The 17,849-nt window shown below is 42.9% G+C and carries 16 protein-coding genes; all 16 read right to left on the reverse strand.

All coding sequences use genetic code 11. The features are described 5' to 3' along the window. Nucleotides 1–238: 238 nt before the first annotated feature. Nucleotides 239–913: a DUF4956 domain-containing protein gene (locus tag G590_RS0109675; RefSeq protein ID WP_022765465.1), complete on the reverse strand. Its 675-nt coding sequence runs from the start codon at nucleotides 911–913 to the stop codon at nucleotides 239–241. Next, on the reverse strand, nucleotides 910–1,629 hold the full coding sequence (locus tag G590_RS0109680) for a polyphosphate polymerase domain-containing protein (RefSeq protein WP_022765466.1): 720 nt from the start codon (nucleotides 1,627–1,629) through the stop codon (nucleotides 910–912). The genes G590_RS0109675 and G590_RS0109680 overlap by 4 nt, the downstream gene beginning before the upstream one ends. After that, complete coding sequence (locus tag G590_RS0109685; protein ID WP_022765467.1) at nucleotides 1,629–3,158, reverse strand: CotH kinase family protein; 1,530 nt, start codon at nucleotides 3,156–3,158, stop codon at nucleotides 1,629–1,631. The genes G590_RS0109680 and G590_RS0109685 overlap by 1 nt, the downstream gene beginning before the upstream one ends. Further along, a complete protein-coding gene (locus tag G590_RS0109690; protein WP_022765468.1) occupies nucleotides 3,155–5,782 on the reverse strand; it encodes a YfhO family protein in 2,628 nt (875 codons plus the stop codon). The genes G590_RS0109685 and G590_RS0109690 overlap by 4 nt, the downstream gene beginning before the upstream one ends. Nucleotides 5,783–5,873: 91 nt before the next feature. Further along, complete coding sequence (locus tag G590_RS0109695; RefSeq protein ID WP_022765469.1) at nucleotides 5,874–6,278, reverse strand: hypothetical protein; 405 nt, start codon at nucleotides 6,276–6,278, stop codon at nucleotides 5,874–5,876. 103 nt (nucleotides 6,279–6,381) lie between these two features. Further along, the gene (locus G590_RS0109700) at nucleotides 6,382–7,134 is read right to left on the reverse strand and encodes an ABC transporter ATP-binding protein (RefSeq protein WP_026494061.1); all 753 of its coding nucleotides are present in this window, start codon (nucleotides 7,132–7,134) and stop codon (nucleotides 6,382–6,384) included. A 5-nt stretch (nucleotides 7,135–7,139) separates the two neighbouring features. Next, nucleotides 7,140–7,946, reverse strand: coding sequence for an ABC transporter ATP-binding protein (locus G590_RS19065; RefSeq protein ID WP_035763036.1), 807 nt, complete (start codon nucleotides 7,944–7,946; stop codon nucleotides 7,140–7,142). Beyond that, nucleotides 7,937–8,761, reverse strand: coding sequence for an ABC transporter permease (locus G590_RS0109710; protein WP_022765470.1), 825 nt, complete (start codon nucleotides 8,759–8,761; stop codon nucleotides 7,937–7,939). Before G590_RS0109710 ends, G590_RS19065 begins: the two co-directional genes overlap by 10 nt. Next, nucleotides 8,754–9,701, reverse strand: coding sequence for an ABC transporter permease (locus tag G590_RS0109715; RefSeq protein WP_022765471.1), 948 nt, complete (start codon nucleotides 9,699–9,701; stop codon nucleotides 8,754–8,756). Before G590_RS0109715 ends, G590_RS0109710 begins: the two co-directional genes overlap by 8 nt. Before the next feature lie 38 nt (nucleotides 9,702–9,739). Beyond that, nucleotides 9,740–11,263 carry an ABC transporter substrate-binding protein gene (locus G590_RS0109720; RefSeq protein ID WP_022765472.1) on the reverse strand — a complete coding sequence of 508 codons (1,524 nt, stop codon included), beginning with the start codon at nucleotides 11,261–11,263 and terminating at the stop codon, nucleotides 9,740–9,742. Nucleotides 11,264–11,391: 128 nt separating this feature from the next. Next, a complete protein-coding gene (gene nrdR / locus G590_RS0109725; protein ID WP_022765473.1) occupies nucleotides 11,392–11,904 on the reverse strand; it encodes a transcriptional regulator NrdR in 513 nt (170 codons plus the stop codon). 161 nt (nucleotides 11,905–12,065) lie between these two features. Further along, complete coding sequence (ftsZ, locus tag G590_RS0109730) at nucleotides 12,066–13,316, reverse strand: cell division protein FtsZ (protein ID WP_022765474.1); 1,251 nt, start codon at nucleotides 13,314–13,316, stop codon at nucleotides 12,066–12,068. Between the two features lie 111 nt (nucleotides 13,317–13,427). Beyond that, nucleotides 13,428–14,300 carry a cell division protein FtsQ/DivIB gene (locus G590_RS0109735; RefSeq protein ID WP_022765475.1) on the reverse strand — a complete coding sequence of 291 codons (873 nt, stop codon included), beginning with the start codon at nucleotides 14,298–14,300 and terminating at the stop codon, nucleotides 13,428–13,430. A gap of 7 nt (nucleotides 14,301–14,307) precedes the next feature. Further along, nucleotides 14,308–15,438, reverse strand: coding sequence for an FtsW/RodA/SpoVE family cell cycle protein (locus tag G590_RS0109740; protein ID WP_026494063.1), 1,131 nt, complete (start codon nucleotides 15,436–15,438; stop codon nucleotides 14,308–14,310). Between the two features lie 30 nt (nucleotides 15,439–15,468). Continuing rightward, on the reverse strand, nucleotides 15,469–16,839 hold the full coding sequence (gene murD / locus G590_RS0109745) for a UDP-N-acetylmuramoyl-L-alanine--D-glutamate ligase (protein ID WP_022765477.1): 1,371 nt from the start codon (nucleotides 16,837–16,839) through the stop codon (nucleotides 15,469–15,471). A 33-nt stretch (nucleotides 16,840–16,872) separates the two neighbouring features. Continuing rightward, the gene (mraY, locus tag G590_RS0109750; protein WP_022765478.1) at nucleotides 16,873–17,838 is read right to left on the reverse strand and encodes a phospho-N-acetylmuramoyl-pentapeptide-transferase; all 966 of its coding nucleotides are present in this window, start codon (nucleotides 17,836–17,838) and stop codon (nucleotides 16,873–16,875) included. Nucleotides 17,839–17,849 lie beyond the last annotated feature (11 nt).

The raw sequence follows: 17,849 nt of genomic DNA on the forward strand, positions 1-17,849 counted from the left end.
ACCATAAAATGAAAAGAAAATACGTTTATTTTTGTTTTAATAATACGTTATATTTCTTTTAGAGTTCTGACACAATTTGGCAAAATTTACCCGTTATTATAATCTCATCAGAAGGAAACAACTTCTGAACCCCCAACAATACTTTTTTTCATACACGGGTTGTCTGGTTCCCCACTAGACAACCCCTCCTCCCAAAAAAACACCACCTGCATCGGCAGGTGGTTTTCTTATGTCCCGGTCAGATCCTTATTTCTCCCTGTTGTGTAAGGAGTGAGGTATTGTCTACACTTTCAATCTTGTTAAGGCTCTTTAAAAGCTCTTTTTCCTGAGTTGTTCTTACTTCAATTATCATATCAAGCCCTGTCTTCTTAAGGTTTCTTGATTTGACCTTATAGCCTTTGGAATGTGCGGAAACTGCCTTGATGATATCATCCTCTCCGTCCGTATCGCTGCTGTTAACAATAAGTACATAGGGTTTTCTGTTCGTGGGAATAAACTGAAGCAGCAAAAGGCCTATTGTAACCATGATCGCAACGACTATAGCCAGTTCAAAGAGACCGGCTCCGCAGATAATTCCCTCTCCTATTGACCAGAACAGGAACAAAAGATCCATGGTATCCTTGATTGCTGTTCTGAAACGAACGATGGAAAGCGCACCGACCATACCGAGAGATATAACAATACTGGACTGCATCGCTATGATTATACCTGCGGTTATAACAGATATCATCGCCATTGATATATGATAGTTCTTACTGTAGATTGATGTTCTGTTCACCAGCTTGTAAATCAGGTAAATATACAGTCCGATTACAAATGTAACAGCAAGAATTGATATTATCTGGCTTACCGGAATATCATTGGCAGCAAAACCTTCCATTACCGATTTTTTAATAGCATCCTGAAAACTCATAATATATCTCCATTTCCTTCTTTAATCTGTCTTGCATAATAGTACTTTGAAAAAGCACATCTCTGCAGCGAGCCGAAATCTACTATCTTTCTGATGTAATCCGGCAAAAGTTCATCGTACTTAACTTCCAGTACATGTGCTCCGGCCTCCATGGTAGGAACAGCTCTTATATTTTTATCAAAAAAGCTTCCGACATCCGTCGACGCTCCGATGTTCCTGTCAAAGGTTATCCTTACGTTTCCGTTTTTCTCGACAAAGGCCTCCCTCTCATACTCCACGATGTTCACAGGGTGGAGCAGCCTTGTATTCATGCTCGCATAGACCTTGCGGAAAAGAAATCCATCCTCCTTCAAAAGATATCCGGAAGCTTGATGCGCCTGAGCCAGTGAAGGATTTTCTATCAGGCCCATTACAGTTTCCTTCGAAATCATAGCAGATTCTTTGTGTGTAAATCCGCTCTTTTTACTCTTTTCCTCAAGCCTTATAAATGAGTCATCTGCATTGTAACTCCTGATCCTGATCTTGGTCCTGTCGTCAATTCCGGACTCTATCTCATACAGTGCACTATTCCTTATGTCGTCAAAGTAGATGCTTCGGATCAGGTAACTTCCGTTTTGGCTGTGAGAGTCCCTCTCCATGATATCCTTAAGGCGCTCTCTTAAATATGCAATTTGATCATCGTAGACAATGTATTTGTCTTCAACTCTGTAATACATTACTCAAGCCATTCTCCGCTCAAAAAGGCGACTCTCTCTTTTATAAAATCTTTGAGTTCTTCATAATGAATACTATCGCCCGTGGAATACCCCCACTCTTTATACATGTAAGCCCATCTTATACTGTCCATCTCAGCAGAAGCAGAAAGCCTGTCGCGGTACTCATCAATTCCGCTCTCAACCAGCTCATTCATATAATCCAGAGCATAGTCCTTATAAAACTCATGAACAAGTGCATTAAACTCCTCATGGGTCAGCATATTCTTATAATAAATGCTGTTATGCTCCGAGAGATAAAGCTCAGTAATTCCTGTGGCATCATCCGCAGCAAACTCCATCCAGTCAAGATAGTTGCCAAGGCTCATATCAAAATCCCATCCGGGACCGGCATAGAGTTTCTCATCAACACTGTCTTTATCCTTATAATAATACGCGCTGCTGACTCCACCGTCATAGTTCTTTATAAGCTCCTCTACCATGTATCTCTTAGCAAAAGACTCAATATCTATGTATCTCCCGTATGGTGAAGCGCTTAGTATTTCTTTTTCAGCTTCATTGAAAAACTGTGTAATATAGCTTATCTCACCGGCTGTACAATACTTTGGAGAAAGAACTATGAAATGCTCATCATTGTCAGTAACAAATCCATTATTGAAATCATCATACTCCAGGTTATACCTGTCGACAAATTCTCTCTCCACCAGGTATCCGCCTGAGATATCCGAGACAACCTCCGGAAGCTTCCAACCCTTCATATTCCTTGTCTCATAAACCTCAAATGCTTCCTGATTAAGTCGGGAAAAGACCTTGGACTGGTCTTTTTCAATATCGGTGATATTTATACGTTCTTCTCCTACCTCTATGCTTGCACACATGTAGTAGTTGCCCATATAATCACCGTTTATATAAAGATCCGCAAATCTGCCAGTGGTGGCATAAGGTATACCCACAGCAACCTCAAGCTTTCTTGCAATATCATTTCTTATCAGTGTCGCATCGGAAGCATTGGCGATAAGAGCATAATCCTTGCCGCTTCCCATACCAAGTATTGAAGCATTTTTGGAGAGCTTTATCTTAAAGGGCTTCTTGTCCCAGGTATTCCAGGAATAGTTGCCTCTTCCCTTGATATAATCAAGGCCAAGATTGACGTTTTGTATGCCGTTTTCATCGACCACTGTTATCTTGCCGGATTCTTTATAATCCTTGTTGGCAAGAACCTTATCAAGGTTTCCCGAATTGGTGGTGATATAGACGGTAGCAATACCGCCAGACTTCATTATTTTTATGTCGTGTTTTTGAGCCTCCGCAGAAAGCTTAATGTCTTTTTCCGAAACGTAGCCCGGTAAAAAGAGATAGTAACTTCCATCCTGTTCATGAACCTGTATCTTGTGTCCGTCCACTGTTGCATACATAAAATACGTATCGTTGAGGTTCTTCTGCTTGCTGTCAATCTTCTCTATTAATACAAGCGCACCGGCACAAGCAACTAATACAAGCAATCTTATAAGAAGGCCTTTTATCTTACTCATAGTTCAGCCCTCTTTTTCTCGGATATCACTACATATACAAAAAGCAGAACACCGATAACGCTCAGGATTATGCCGACAAAAAGTCCTTTTGAGACGTAGTCCATCTTTATATGACATTCACCGGTTATTCCATTAAGAGGAATGTATGTAAAAGAATCATAAACTGCGATCGCCTCTGTCTTCTTGCCGTTAACCGTAATCTTCCATGCTGTTTCGTAAGGGACTGTAAGGAAAATGCCATCAGCACCTTCCGGAACAGTTATATTCATTTCATTCCAGAAAGACTTTACCCTAACATCACATTTTCTGACAGATAACTCATTGTATGCTGCCTCTAAGGCCCCGGTATCTTCGGTAACAAATATAGCTCTTCCGAAGTTGTCATCCGTCGCCTCTCCCTGAACAGTCATAGAGATCACATCACCGGCCTTGTGATAGCCAAGGTTTAATATCTTAACACAGGCAGCATTACCATACGTGGTAAGGAACTCATCACCTATAAGTATAGAAAGACTCTCTCCTGCATTAATAAGCCCGTCCAGGTAAAAGTACAGTTCGCCGTCCATGGCTGCTGTGACCTTGTAGTCGTAACGAGGTTTGTCGTCAGCCATATACATATCACTCTGTTCCACCTCAGCAGGTTTAAAAATAGATACCTCTTTTCCCAGAAGTCTTCCATAGATATCCTCCTGCAGAGAAAATGCATCCTTCTGAGGTACATGTTCCATAGATGCCTCAGGAATGTTGTTCTCTATATCACAGATATCCGAATAGTTAAATCCGTTTGTAAACACAGCCGCCGAAAGGGCATATGGATTTTTGTAAACCTTCTCATCGCCGTCAAAAGTAAGCTCATAGCCCGGATGAACCTGATATGTACCGTCTGTCATGATGTACTTGATTCCGAGAAGTGAATCCAGAGTCTCGGTATTGTCATGGCCGTAATGAGTATAAAGTCCGTCATCATTAAGTCCCAGTCTCTGAAGGAAGTACCTGACATAAACAAGTCCTGCGGAGCTGTACTGAGTGATACCGTTGTAATCATACTGAAATGCATCGTTCTGCTGTCTTGGATTTAAATTCTCCATTCTGTACAGAACAGTGTTATCCTCGCTGCTCTTAACAGACTTAACAGCCTCCTGAGTCTTGGATATGGTTGCTTTGTACTCAGCAGCGTTCTCACACTTCATAGACTGCCAATAATAAGTATATGCTGCATTTGCAGAAAGGTCTGCCATATTAACCGCAATAAGAATAATGATCAATACAGATACCTTCTTCTGTTTTTTGGAAAGCATTGCAAATCCCAAAAGGATGATCATATAAACCGCTATCAGAGCCAGATTGGCATACCATGTGATATCAGAGAAATGGTCGTAATATCCTCTTCTGAGCAGAATAAGGAATCCCAGAATTACTGCACCGGCTATAACCGTCTTAAGAACCGACAGTTCCTTGTCCAATTTGGCCAGAGCGCTGCATCCACAGACTATCATGAGAAACACACACATAAAAGCCTGCCTGTAAGGATGTCCCGACGGCTCCATTCCTGCATGCCACACAAGATTTATGATGTCGCGGCTAAAGGATATTCCAAAGACCAGAAACAGCGCAAGATACCCTAGTTTCTGCCTCAGAGAAATCTCCTTGCAGAAAAAGAACAAAAGTATCATAAACAGCGCCAAAACGCCGCAGAAAATCTGAGGATATCCAAACCTTGCCTCTATATAATCATAGGAAAATGTCGGAAGCTTGGAAAAAATATCAAGCAGGCCGAGGTTATTACCTGTAAGCTTCATTCCAAGAAGAGTTACATCCTTGGGGCTGTCCATGAGTTCAAGGAATGTGGGTACCATTACGAAAGCCGAAAGCAGAACGGATATAAGTGCCGAAAACACAGCCTTTGCTATCTGAGCAAAGGGATGCCTGTCCTTACGTACAATCAGATCGGCTATGGTCCAGAACACAGTGAACAAAATCACCTGATAAGTGATGTAATAGTTGAGCATCAGCATCAGGAACAATGTGACAATGAAGGGCAGCTTTTTGTTTTCTCTAAACAGGCGATCCAGACTCCAAATATAGAGCGGAAGAAGCATAACTACATCCATCCACATCATGTTCATGCTGTGGGCAAAAAGAAATCCGGAAAAAGCCCAGGAAACAGCGCCGATATAGACCGTTGCATTTTCTGTTGCTGTGGGTGAAACACCCGTCACATCCACAATAAATCTCTGCAGGAAAAGATCCATTATAACCGCAGCAAGCATAAGCTTGATACCGATCACAACTGTAATTCCGAGAGGCATTATACTTCTGTTAAACAGGGATAATATCAATAGGAACGGGCTTGTCAGATAATACGCAAAGAAGCCCAGAGTGCCTGAGCCAAGTGCTGCATTAAAAGAGTAAAACACACTGTTTTTGCCCGAATACACCGTGCGCAGATATGCATAGTAATCCACATACTGGCGCTTGAGATCAAACATGAGAAATGTCTTTTCACCAAAAGGCGTAATCTGGCACACTACAAGAACAGCCAGATACATGACCAAAATGCAGGCCGCAGAAACAAGTGCGTGATATTTATTGAGTTTGTCTTTTTTTATTTTTTCCCCTAACATACCAACCTACATTTTACCACGATGAAGCTTTTTTGAAAATTTAAAAATCCCCGCCACTTATATGTGACGGGGATACATACTGTCATGTTTATCAAAGTTTGATTACGATACCATCTTCTGTTCCGGCTATTATGTTGCTTGGCTTGCCTGTGAGGTCCTTGCCTCCTACAAAGTACTGATATTCATGAAGAATGCGGTCTTTCTGCATTCCTGAGATTGCCTGTTTCATATCCCTTGAAGCAAGTCCCATATCACTGTAGAAATCAAGAGACGAACTGTCGTACTGGCCAAAGGAAATCGCCACATTCTCGATGGATGCGTTCTCTCTGGCAGGTGTTACAGTCAGATCAAGCCCCTTGCTCTCCTGCTGTTGCTGCTGAGGAGAAGGCTGCTGCTTAAGCTCGGGCTGTGGTGCTATCTGGGGATTATCTTTGACAGAGGGAATATTATATGCATTATAACCGGAAACAAATGAATTAACACTGTTTAATGCCATAGTATACGCCTCCTTTCAAACTTCTAATCAAGTTCAATCATATCCTATCAGTCTATATTTCGGATATGTCCCCTAAAAACTTAACCCATTTTAACATAAAAAATCATGCAATCCCAGCAGCTTTTAACAGCTGTTTGGTATATTCTTCCTGAGGCTTTCTGTAAAGCTCTTTGGTGGCACCGTATTCCACTACTCTTCCGTTTTTCATGATCATGACATGATCGCTGATCTTGTAGACGACTCTGAGGTCATGGGATATGAAAATAATGGAAATACCATGCTTCTTATGAAGATTCTCAAGCAGTTCCAATATCTGTGCCTGAATGGTTACATCAAGAGCAGAAACCGGCTCATCCGCTATAAGGAGCTTGGGAGATCTCATAAGAGCTATACCTATGCAGACTCTCTGTCTCTGTCCGCCTGAGAGCTGTGCCGGATATCTGTCCAGCATACTTAAGGGAAGCTCAATATCCTCCATAACTTCCTTAACCCGCTCTGCAATCTCTTCTTTGGTCCAATCCCTGGTCTTATCTACTCTTAAGGGTTCCTCCAAAAGCCAGCCTATCTTCTTGGCCGGATTAAGGGAGCTGTACGGGTCCTGAAAGACCATCTGCGGCCTCTCATACTTCTGCCATATCTCGCCGGTATAGTCCTTGTTGATGCCGACAATAGCCCTGGCAAGTGTGGATTTACCGCTTCCGGATTCTCCGGCTATTGCCAGAACCTCTCCCTCTTCCATCGATACGCTTACATCAAAGAGAGCCTGTATTTTTTTCTTTTTGGAAAAGAGCTTTCGCTTCCTGTTCTTATAAAAGACATTCAGATTACTGACTCTTAAAACCTCATCTCTATCCATAAAAATTACCTGTCTTCGCTAAGATCGATCTTGGGAATTGCTGCTATAAGCTTCTTGGTATAGGGATCCCTCGGCCTTGAAAATACATCAACAGTCCTTCCGGATTCAACGATATTGCCCTTCTGCATTACTATGACTCTCTGGCATATCTGGTTCACAAGGCTTAAGTCGTGTGAAATGAATATGATGGAAGTGCCCATCTCCTTATTGAGCTTCTTGAGCAGTTCCACTATCTGGGCCTGTACCGTTACATCCAGAGCTGTTGTGGGTTCATCCGCTATCAGGATCTTGGGATTTCCAATCATGGCCGCAGCTATCATTACCCTCTGTCTCATACCGCCCGAAAGCTCATGAGGATACATAAAATATACATCCTCAGCATTATCAAGTCCGACAGCCTTAAGCATTTCTATGGCACGCTGCTTCCTCTCGGCCTTTGTGACTTCGGGGTGGTGGATATAAAGAGGCTCCTCCACCTGCCATCCTATCCTCTTTACAGGATTAAGACTTGTCATTGGCTCCTGGAAGATTATGGATATCTCATCTCCCTGATATGACCTTAATATTTTTCTGTCACAAGTCAGAAGGTCATGGCCGTCAAACATGATCCTGCCACTCTTTGTCAGGCTCTTTCTGTTAAGAAGACCTGCAATTGCCAGTGCACTCATGCTCTTTCCGCTTCCGGACTCACCAACAATACCTACGATCTCACCTTTTCCCAGCATGAGATCAAAGTCTTCCACAGCAACTTCAGGTGCTTCATGATCATGAAATTCTATATGAAGATCGGTTACATCAAGAATTATTTCCATCTGCTGATTCCCTCTCCCAGAAACGCAAATCCCAGAACCATCAGAACTATCACAATACCGGGACAAAGAACGTAGCTGGGTGTAGTAAACATATACTGTTGTGCATCAGATAGCATCTTGCCGAGGCTGGCATACGGAGGCTGTGATCCAACTCCCAGATAGCTAAGTCCTGCCTCAGCCAGTACTGCGTTGTTAAATCCTATCATTATTGAAGAAGCCATAACTCCCTTGATATTAGGCAGGATATGGACAAATATCATTCGAAGATTGGAAACCCCTTGGAGTCTGGCATTTTCAACATAATCCATGTTTCTGCAGCGGAGCACCTCTCCTCTTACAATTCTGGCATAGCTCGGAACAAATGCTATTCCGAGAGATATCAGAAGCTGTACCCATCCTGTTCCGAACACACTGACAATGACCAGTGCCAGAAGAATGCTGGGGAAGGCGAAAAGAGCATCAATGATCCTCATCGTTACCTCATCAAACATTCCGCCGAAATACCCTGTCAGAGCACCGATAATTGTTCCAACGACAGAGCCGATGGCCACTGTTCCTATTGCTATAAGAAGCGTGATCCTGCTACCGTACATAACACGGCTTAGGACATCTCTTCCCATGTTGTCAGTGCCCATAGGGTGCCTTAAGGACATACCCTGAAGCTTGTCAGCAGAATTCATTGCCGTAGGATCATAAGGCGTCCAAAAAACGCCGATTATGATAACCAGCACCATTATTCCGGTGATTATGGCGCCTGACAGCAGATAGGGATTGTCTTTTATATTTCTTTTTAAATCCTGTCCGGCCTTACTCATCTTCCATACCTATCCTTGGATCCACAATGCGGTAGATCACATCTACCAGGAAATTAACCAGTAAAACAATTATGGCAATTCCCATGATTATCGCCTCTACAACGGGATAATCTCTGTTACTGATACTTGTAAGCAGTATTCTGCTGATACCCGGAATACTGAATACCTGCTCTATTACAATACTTCCTGCAACCATGTCCGCCAGAGCCATTCCAAGAAATGTGATGACCGGTATCATGGCATTTTTAAGGACGTGTCTGTACAAGACTCCGTCTGTCTTGTTTCCTCTGCTGTAAGCTGTTCTTGCATAGTCCTTGCCGGCTTCATCGATAAGGCTGCCCCTTAACATCTTGACCGTCATGGCAATCTTGGGAAGTGCTATCGCAAGAGATGGGAAAAAGAGATATTGCAGGAATTTACCAAAATCAGCTGTATATGAAACGAAGCCTCCGGGGGTAAATAATCTGAATATCATACCAAAGATAAAGGTTATGAGTATTCCGGAAAAGAACGGCGGAATTGCCATGATGATCTGGTTGATTACAATGATTATCCTGTCCAGAACACCATTTTCATGCTTAGCCGTAAATATCCCCAGGGGAATTGATATCAAAATTGTGAGAAGGAACGCTATAATCGCCATGGTCAGTGTGATTGGAATCTTACTGCTGATCATGCCCTTTACAGGTACCTTGTAGTTGTAGGATGTACCGAAATCTCCCTGAATAAAAGCTATAAACCATCTTCCGTATCTGACCAGCAGCGGATCATTAAGTCCCATCTGCTGTCTCGTCTGTTCTACAAGTTCCGGTGATGCCTCCGTACCCAGCATTCTGAGGGCAGGATCTCCCGGAATAACATTAAAGGCGAGGAAAACACATATAGAAACCACCAATAAGGTAACTATCATCATTCCAAGCTTTTTAATGATGTATTTCATATGCGTTCCTCGCCTATCTAAGTTTTTAAACTACTGTATTACTGATCTGCAAGTTTGATCTTGCTGATATCCTGTACATAAAGAGGATAGAATACATATCCTGTGTACTTCTTGTTCAGTGCAACAAACTCAGGAAGGTCCTGAATATATACACTTGCTGCTTCCTCTGAAAGAATCTTCTCACATTCCTTGTAATACTCGGTCTTAGCAGCGTCATCAGATGTGCTCTGAGCGTTTGCATAAGCCTCATCATATGCAGGGCTGTTGAAGTTTACAAAGTTTCTTCCTGCATCAGATGCATATCTTGCAAGAAGTGATGATGCTGAAAGTGTTGAAGCATCAACTCCGACTACTGTTGCCTGATACTTCCTGTCTGAATAAACATCTGAAAGCCATGTATTCCACTCAACTTCCTGAATGTTGGCTGTAACACCGATAGCCTTAAGTTCCTCTGAAATAACCTGTGCTGTATCTACATGCTGTGTGTAGTTTGAAGGAACTGTGATAGTGAATTCAAATCCGTCAGGATATCCGGCCTCAGCCAGAAGCTCTTTAGCCTTAGCTGTATCTGTATTGTATGTGTCATTGAGCTCAGGCATGAAATACTTGGTAAATGAAGGGAACATAGCACTTCCGATCTCAGTGCCGGCACCATCAGATACATAGTCCATGATCTCCTGAGGGTTGATTGCATAGCACAGAGCCTGACGAACTCTTACATCATCAAAAGGCTTCTCAGCATTGTTGATGTACATAGCCTGTACAAGGTTCATTGTTCCCTCATAGATTTCAAACTGGTCATCCAGCTGTGAAACCTGTGTGCTTGTAATACGGGCATACATATCGATTGAACCGCCCTTAAGGTCCATAACAACTGCATCTGAGTTTGACTCAATCTTGAATGTTACGTCCTTGATAAATGCCTTATCTCCCCAGTAATCATCAAACCTTGTAACAACAAAGTTCTCCTGAGGTGAGCTTGATACATACTTGTATGGTCCTGTACCAATGCAGTTTGTAGCAGGGTCTGTGTTTGAAGCGGGAATGATAGCTACTGTGAGCTGAGTAAGGAACTCTGAATCCTCCTCGTTCAAAACAACATCTACTGTCTTGTCGTCAACAATATTCACACTTTCAATCTTGGAAAAAGAAGAGATCAGGGGCTCACTGCCGTCTACGCCCATGTTACGCTCTAAAGAATATTTGATATCCTCTACTGTAACTGCGTTTCCGTCATGGAACTTGATTCCGTCTCTCAGCTTGAAAGTATAGGTCTTGTTGTCATCTGAGATCGTGTACTCGCTGGCTACAGCAGGATTAAGATTACCATTTTCGTCAGGTTTAACCAAACCTTCGAACACATTGAAAAGCACCTCTTTAGTTCCTGCCCCTGTTGCATAGTGGGGGTCAAGACTGTCAATGTCCTGAGGTATTCCGATTGTAATCTTAGAAGAATCATCTCCTGCCTTGTCGCTTGAGCATCCGCTCAATGCAATAGTCAGCGTTGTCAACACGATCAGCAAAAAGCTTACGCTAACCTTTCTAAAGCTTTTTCTCATCATGTCTAAATCCTCCTCGATATTTAATTACGAGATATGGCCCTTAGCCATATCACATTCTACAATATAAAGCCCCTCCCCCTAAAAGTCAAGGAATAAAAAAGCCCCGGAAAATGTCCGGGGCGATAGGATCAGTGATCTTTGAGAAGCGGTGTGTTTTTGTCTGTGGTGTCGGTAATGGTGCCCTCTGCTTCCTTCTTGAGGACGGTCTTGAGCTCGTCCATGAAGGTGTTGACATCCTTGAACTCCCTGTATACTGAGGCAAAACGTACATAAGCAACAGGATCGAGGTTCTTCATCTTGTCCATGACAATCTCACCGATGGCACGGCTCGGAATCTCCTTCTGTTCCATGTTGAATACTTCTGTCTCTACAGCATCAACAATCTTGGTAATCTGTTCTGCACTTACAGGTCTCTTATGACATGCTCTGAATACGCCGGCTTCAATCTTGGCGCGGTCATAAGGTTCTCTTACATCGCCCTTCTTAATAACGATAAGCGGAATAGTTTCGACCTTCTCATACGTTGTGAACCTTTTACCACATGAATCGCAGACCCTTCTGCGTCTGATGGAAGTGTTCTCGTCTGCAGGCCTTGAATCAATTACTCTAGTGTCATCTTTCCCACAAAATGGGCATTTCATAAGTTTCCCTCCGTTTAATAGTGATAAGTCCACCGCATATTGTATAAAAACTATTTCACTCCACAAATTATTGTAGCATGGTTTATCGCCTTTTTCTACACATTATTGCAATTAAACGAAAAAAAGCCCTCTGCTTACGCAGAGGGCATCATATTTCTGAATTATTTTCTCTGTAAGAAGTCCGGTATCTTGAGAGATTTAGGCTCTACAGTACTTGTGATATTGGTAGGTCTGTTCAGAGAAAGCGGCCTTGTAGCTGATGATGTAGCAGGCTGATTGTCTGAAGCAGGTGTTCCAATAGTTGATATTGTAGGCTGTACAGGAGTGATAGGAGTAACAACAGGCTGAACTGTAGGATTAGGTGTTACAGTAGCTGTATTGGTCTGTACTACTGTCTGAGCAGCCTTAGCTGCTGCAGCATTCTGTGCCTGAAGCACTGCCTGGTTGTTAGTTGTGTTAATCTTATCCTCAATACCTGTAGCAATAACTGTTACGGTACATGTGTCTGTCTTGCTCTCATCATACATAGCACCAAAGATAACATTTACGTTATCTCCTGCCAGCTGACGAACATACTCAGATGCATCGGATGCATCTGTAAGGGTGATGTCACCGGAAATGTTGATGATAACATCAGTAGCTCCGTTGACCTTAGTCTCAAGAAGAGGTGACTCAACAGCCATCTTGACAGCGTCTGTTGCCTTGTCATCGCCCTTGCCGCTACCGATACCGATGTGGGCAATACCCTTATCCTTCATAACTGTAGATACATCGGCAAAGTCAAGATTGATAACAGCAGGAACATTGATAAGATCTGTGATTCCCTGTACGGCCTGCTGAAGAACCTCATCAGCCTTCTTAAGAGCATCAGGCATTGTTGTACGTCTGTCAACAATCTGAAGAAGCTTATCATTAGGGATAACGATAAGTGTATCTACATTTGTTCTGATATTGGAAATTCCGAGCATAGCGTTCTGCATACGAACACGAGCCTCGAAACTAAAAGGCTTGGTAACTACGCCAACTGTAAGGATACCCATATCCTTGGCAAGCTTGGCTACTACAGGAGCTGCACCGGTACCTGTTCCGCCACCCATACCACAGGTAACGAATACCATGTCTGCACCCTTAAGTGCTGCAGAAATCTCTTCTGCGCTCTCTTCAGCCGCTTTCTGACCGATCTCAGGCTTAGCGCCTGCTCCAAGGCCCTTGGTGAGCTTCTCACCGATCTGCAAAAGCTTAGGTGCCTTGCAGAGCTGAAGTGCCTGTTTATCTGTATTTATACCGATAAATTCAACACCGGTAATATTTTCATCTACCATTCTATTTACAGCATTATTACCTGCACCGCCAACCCCAACGACGATGATCTTGCAGGCGTTTTCTGCTTCATTAGACTTAATCTCCAGCAAAACAACTCCTCCTTCATATACCTCATAGACTCCTAATAGCTATGATATAATTTTTTAAACCAATTATCAACCCATTTTTCTAGATAAAATTTTCACCATTTTTACTACAATTTATTGATTTTTCTCTTCAAAAGTGACGTTTTTTGTACTGTCGTCAAAATCTTTCATTTCCAAAATACCAGTTTTTCCTTCGAGCTCAGGTAAAATGTACTGAAGTTGGATAATTTTCTCGTCAATGAAGTCTCTGGTGCCCAAACTGACCTCAACTCCGCCAAAATACAAATACACATTATATTCACTGTCAAAGAAGATTTTGTCTGCTCTGAGGTTATATTTGGACAAAAGCTGTGTGATATCAAGAATTTCCTCGAATATCTCTTCATTTGGAGTGGGAAGCTTCTCGTACATGATAATGTAATCAAAGCTCAGCCCCATAACCTCAGGCACATCGTCAGAGGTCTCATAGGAGCTCTCTACCACTATTCCGTCCCTGTCAAAGTACATATATCTGCCCAAATGTGCAAAGTATCCGGCAATAGCCTTCTCATAAACATTTATCCTGATGGTGTCCTTGGATACTATATCCACATCCACCTTCTCAATGAAAGGAATGTCCTCAATGCTCTTGTCTCTGTATTTTAGTGATAAAAACAGGGAGTTATGGCTGGCTTTATCATCCAGAACCATATCAATGATCTCATCGTTGGTATAGTGTGTATTCCCTGTGACATATATGTTTGTAACCGTGTAATTATCGTTTATATATTTATAGGCTATACCACCGGCCAAAATAATGACCAGAAGTACAATTGCTATGATATACAGGCTTTTATGCATTCTCATAGCTCTGATAAGTCCGCGGATCGGATGAAAGTCCCTGACAGGATGAAAATCCCTCAGGGGATGAAAATCTTCAATTCTCTCCCTCAGCGACGGTCTGTATTCTATACGCCTCTTTTTAACTCTTCTCTTCCTCTTTGCCATATTGTGATCATTCTCTGCCTATATTTCTCGCCACATTCAGCGCAATTCCAATTTCAGCCAGCTGGATGATAACAGCAGATCCTCCGTAACTGATGAAAGGCAGTGTAATTCCTGTATTTGGGATAGTATTGGTGACAACCGCAATATTCAGGATAACCTGAATTGCGATGTGGCCCATAACTCCAATTACCAAAAGCGCTCCGAACATATCAGGCGCATTGTTGGCCACAACCATAAGTCTCCATATCAGAAGCAGGAACATAAGCATAACAGCTATCGCCCCAAAGAGCCCAAGTTCTTCGCAAATAATGGAGAAGATCATGTCATTCTGAGCCTCAGGGATAAATCCCATCTTCTGCATACTCTCTCCAAGTCCCTTTCCAAATATTCCGCCGGAGCCTATTGCATAGAGCGCCTGTAGGGTCTGGAAACCTTTACCCGAAGCATGAGCCTGCGGATCGAGCCAGGCAAGAACACGCTCAAATCTGTAGTTCATACCACTTGTCTGATTAGAATTGGCAATAATAACAACCAACGCCGCAACAAAAGCCGCAAGAGCCAGCGCCACAGCGATATACATTCTGTAGCCGGGAGTTGAGATAAACAGCATGACTACCGTGATTCCCATAATGATAATGGCAGAACTCAGGTTTCTTGTGATTGTATACACCATTCCCGCAAGTACTGCAGGGAACGCAAGCGCTGTCAAAAAACCTTTTCCTGTTGTAAGGTTCTTTTTCAGTTTGATGATCATGGTCGCCGTAAAGATGATAGCCGCCACTTTGGCTACCTCAGCAGGCTGAATCGATACACCCTTAATGATGATCCATCTCTTGGCACCGTTAACAGTCTTACCGAAAGGAATGATGGCGACGAGAAGTGCTGCAGCCACCATGTAGATTGGCATTGCCAGCCTGTAGTAAATCTTGTACGGGATGTAGGAAAGCACAACCATTCCCGCCAGTCCCATAAGAGACGGAATAAGCTGATGCTTGAAATAGTAAGCGGAGTCGCCAAAGTCGAGATTTGCTTCGTATGAGCTGGTCGAATAGAGCATGATAAGTCCAAACGCCAAAAGAAACAGTATGATGAAAATCATGCTGTAGTCTATATAGGACTCTTCTCTTTCTCTTCTCAAAAACGCAGGTCTCTCCAAATCTGTAACTCCTTACTCAGAAATCTTGTTTACGTACTCTTTGAATCTCTTGCCCCTGGTCTCGTAATTCGGGAACATATCCCAGCTTGCACATGCAGGTGAAAGAAGAACCGCATCTCCGGGCTGTGCACTCTCTGTGCAGAACTCAAGAGCTTCCTCATAGGTATCTTTGAATACATAATCAGTAAAGCCGTGCTTTTGTGCACACTCTGCTATCTTTTCTTTTGTCTGTCCGATGAGTACCAGAAGTTTAACAGTATCTCCAAAGCTCTCTATCCACTCATCGTACTCACTGCCCTTGTCATAACCGCCACCGATGAGAATTGTAGGCCTTGACATAGCTCGTATACCCTGGATTGCAGCATCGGGATTGGTGCCCTTGGAGTCGTTGTAGTAATCAACACCTCTCTTGGTAGCTACAAACTCAATTCTGTGCTCAACAGCCTTAAAATCTCTGATAACACTGAGAATTGTAGAAAGCGGAACTCCCATGGCAAGCGACATGGCTATAGCAGCCATCACATTCTCAACGTTGCACAGTCCCACCAGGTTCATATCATGAATGTTCATGATAGACATAGGCTTTCCGGCCGTCGCCATGATAATTTCGTCATTGTCAAGATAGAATCCGTCTTCGAGCTTCTCTTTTGTTGAAAAGAAAACCACCCTCGCCGGACATCTTTTTCCGAAGTCCCTTGTGTACTCATTGTCATAGTTAAGCACGCAGGTATCATCAGTAGTCTGATTATTGGTAATATTCTCCTTCATGGAGACATAGCATTCCATTGTATGATGTCTGTTGAGATGGTCCGGAGTAATATTAAGTATCGCCGACACCTTGGCATGGAAATTATCCACTGCCTCAAGCTGGAAGGAGCTTATCTCTCCGACTATCACAGTATCATCCTTCATCTCAAGAGCGCTTTCGGCAAAAGACACTCCGATATTGCCCACAACATAGACAGAATTATAATGAGCCTTCATGATCTCACCCACAAGAGTCGTGGTGGTCGTCTTGCCGTTTGTTCCGGTAATAGCTACCATTGTTCCCTTGGAATAGTTATAAGCAAGCTCAATCTCGCTCCAGATTGGAATATTTTTGCCCTTTATGCGCATTACTGTAGGTGCATCAAGGGGAACAGCAGGACTTGGAACAGTAAGTGCGATTGTATCAAGCACTTCATCCGTAATCTCTCCGATGATGATCTCAGTGGCCTTGTCTCCATCATGAAGCTTGGCTCTTATATCATCTTCCGTAACCTTTGTGTTCTCTTCAAGGATCACAGGAACAGCTCCGACCTTATGAAGAAGGTTCACAGACCCTACTCCCGATAAACCGGAACCTATTACGAGAACTCTTTTTCCTTCTAAATCTGCCTTCATACCAAAAACCTCTTTATAATAAGCTATAACTTGTTAAAGACCCGCGTAAGAGAGCAGGCAAAGCAAAATTGTTATTGTTGTAAATACGTTTACCACCTTGGTCTCAGACCATCCGCCCTTCTCAAAGTGATGATGAATCGGGGCCATTCTGAAGATTCTTTTACCATGTGTGATCTTAAAGTATGAAACCTGCATGATAACAGAGATTACTTCAAGAGCATATATAAATCCGGCAATAGCAATAAATATCGGCATCTGCATAACATATGCCACACCGGTCACAAATCCTCCGATTGCAAGAGAGCCGGTATCTCCCATCATTACTTTACCGGGATATACGTTGTAGACCAGATATCCCAAAAGCGCTCCTACCATGGCACTTGACATTACCTCAGCACCTGTGGCGCCATAGTGCATTCCTGCAACTGCAAAAAACGCAGCAACAACAGCTGTAACAGAAGCGCAAAGACCGTCAACACCATCGGTAAAGTTTGTTCCATTGGCTGTACCAAGCGCAATAAAGAACAAAACAGGTATATTCCAAAATCCAAAATCCAAAACAATATCCGTAAAAGGAACCTTCATTGCCAGTGAAATATCGGTAAAGTTCTCAACGTACAGAGCAAAAAGCACTGCCACGATAAACTGTCCGAGAATCTTCTGCCAGGCACGAAGTCCAAGGTTATGTTTTCTCACCACTTTGATATAGTCATCAAGGAAACCGATTATGCCGAATCCGATTGTAAGGATCAGCACAGGAATGACCTCTTTGTGAGTTCTTCCGTAAAAGATTCCTATAATAACGACCGGTATAAGGAAGATAATACCTCCCATAGTAGGCGTACCTGTCTTTTTCTGGTGAGATTCAAGTCCCTCCACACGCTCTGTCTGTCCGGCCTTGAGCCTTCGCAGCATTTCAATTACCTTAGGGCCGATCAGTACTGCGATAAAGAAAGATACAGCAACAGGAAGAAGGGTCCTTAAAACATAACTGTCCATAACAAATTCTC

It is taken from the genome of Butyrivibrio sp. XPD2006, assembly GCF_000420865.1.
In the GTDB taxonomy this organism is placed as follows: domain Bacteria; phylum Bacillota; class Clostridia; order Lachnospirales; family Lachnospiraceae; genus Butyrivibrio.

What these genes read in the sequence shown, in the direction of transcription:
- G590_RS0109685 (WP_022765467.1), bottom strand. Translation starts at nt 3,158, where the DNA reads ATGAGTAAGATAAAAGGCCTTCTTATAAGATTGCTTGTATTAGTTGCT.
- G590_RS0109735 (WP_022765475.1), bottom strand. Translation starts at nt 14,300, where the DNA reads ATGGCAAAGAGGAAGAGAAGAGTTAAAAAGAGGCGTATAGAATACAGA.
- G590_RS19065 (WP_035763036.1), bottom strand. Translation starts at nt 7,946, where the DNA reads ATGGAAATAATTCTTGATGTAACCGATCTTCATATAGAATTTCATGAT.
- G590_RS0109695 (WP_022765469.1), bottom strand. Translation starts at nt 6,278, where the DNA reads ATGGCATTAAACAGTGTTAATTCATTTGTTTCCGGTTATAATGCATAT.
- G590_RS0109715 (WP_022765471.1), bottom strand. Translation starts at nt 9,701, where the DNA reads ATGAAATACATCATTAAAAAGCTTGGAATGATGATAGTTACCTTATTG.
- G590_RS0109710 (WP_022765470.1), bottom strand. Translation starts at nt 8,761, where the DNA reads ATGAGTAAGGCCGGACAGGATTTAAAAAGAAATATAAAAGACAATCCC.
- murD (WP_022765477.1), bottom strand. Translation starts at nt 16,839, where the DNA reads ATGAAGGCAGATTTAGAAGGAAAAAGAGTTCTCGTAATAGGTTCCGGT.
- G590_RS0109680 (WP_022765466.1), bottom strand. Translation starts at nt 1,629, where the DNA reads ATGTATTACAGAGTTGAAGACAAATACATTGTCTACGATGATCAAATT.
- nrdR (WP_022765473.1), bottom strand. Translation starts at nt 11,904, where the DNA reads ATGAAATGCCCATTTTGTGGGAAAGATGACACTAGAGTAATTGATTCA.
- G590_RS0109700 (WP_026494061.1), bottom strand. Translation starts at nt 7,134, where the DNA reads ATGGATAGAGATGAGGTTTTAAGAGTCAGTAATCTGAATGTCTTTTAT.
- G590_RS0109675 (WP_022765465.1), bottom strand. Translation starts at nt 913, where the DNA reads ATGAGTTTTCAGGATGCTATTAAAAAATCGGTAATGGAAGGTTTTGCT.
- G590_RS0109720 (WP_022765472.1), bottom strand. Translation starts at nt 11,263, where the DNA reads ATGATGAGAAAAAGCTTTAGAAAGGTTAGCGTAAGCTTTTTGCTGATC.
- G590_RS0109690 (WP_022765468.1), bottom strand. Translation starts at nt 5,782, where the DNA reads ATGTTAGGGGAAAAAATAAAAAAAGACAAACTCAATAAATATCACGCA.
- mraY (WP_022765478.1), bottom strand. Translation starts at nt 17,838, where the DNA reads ATGGACAGTTATGTTTTAAGGACCCTTCTTCCTGTTGCTGTATCTTTC.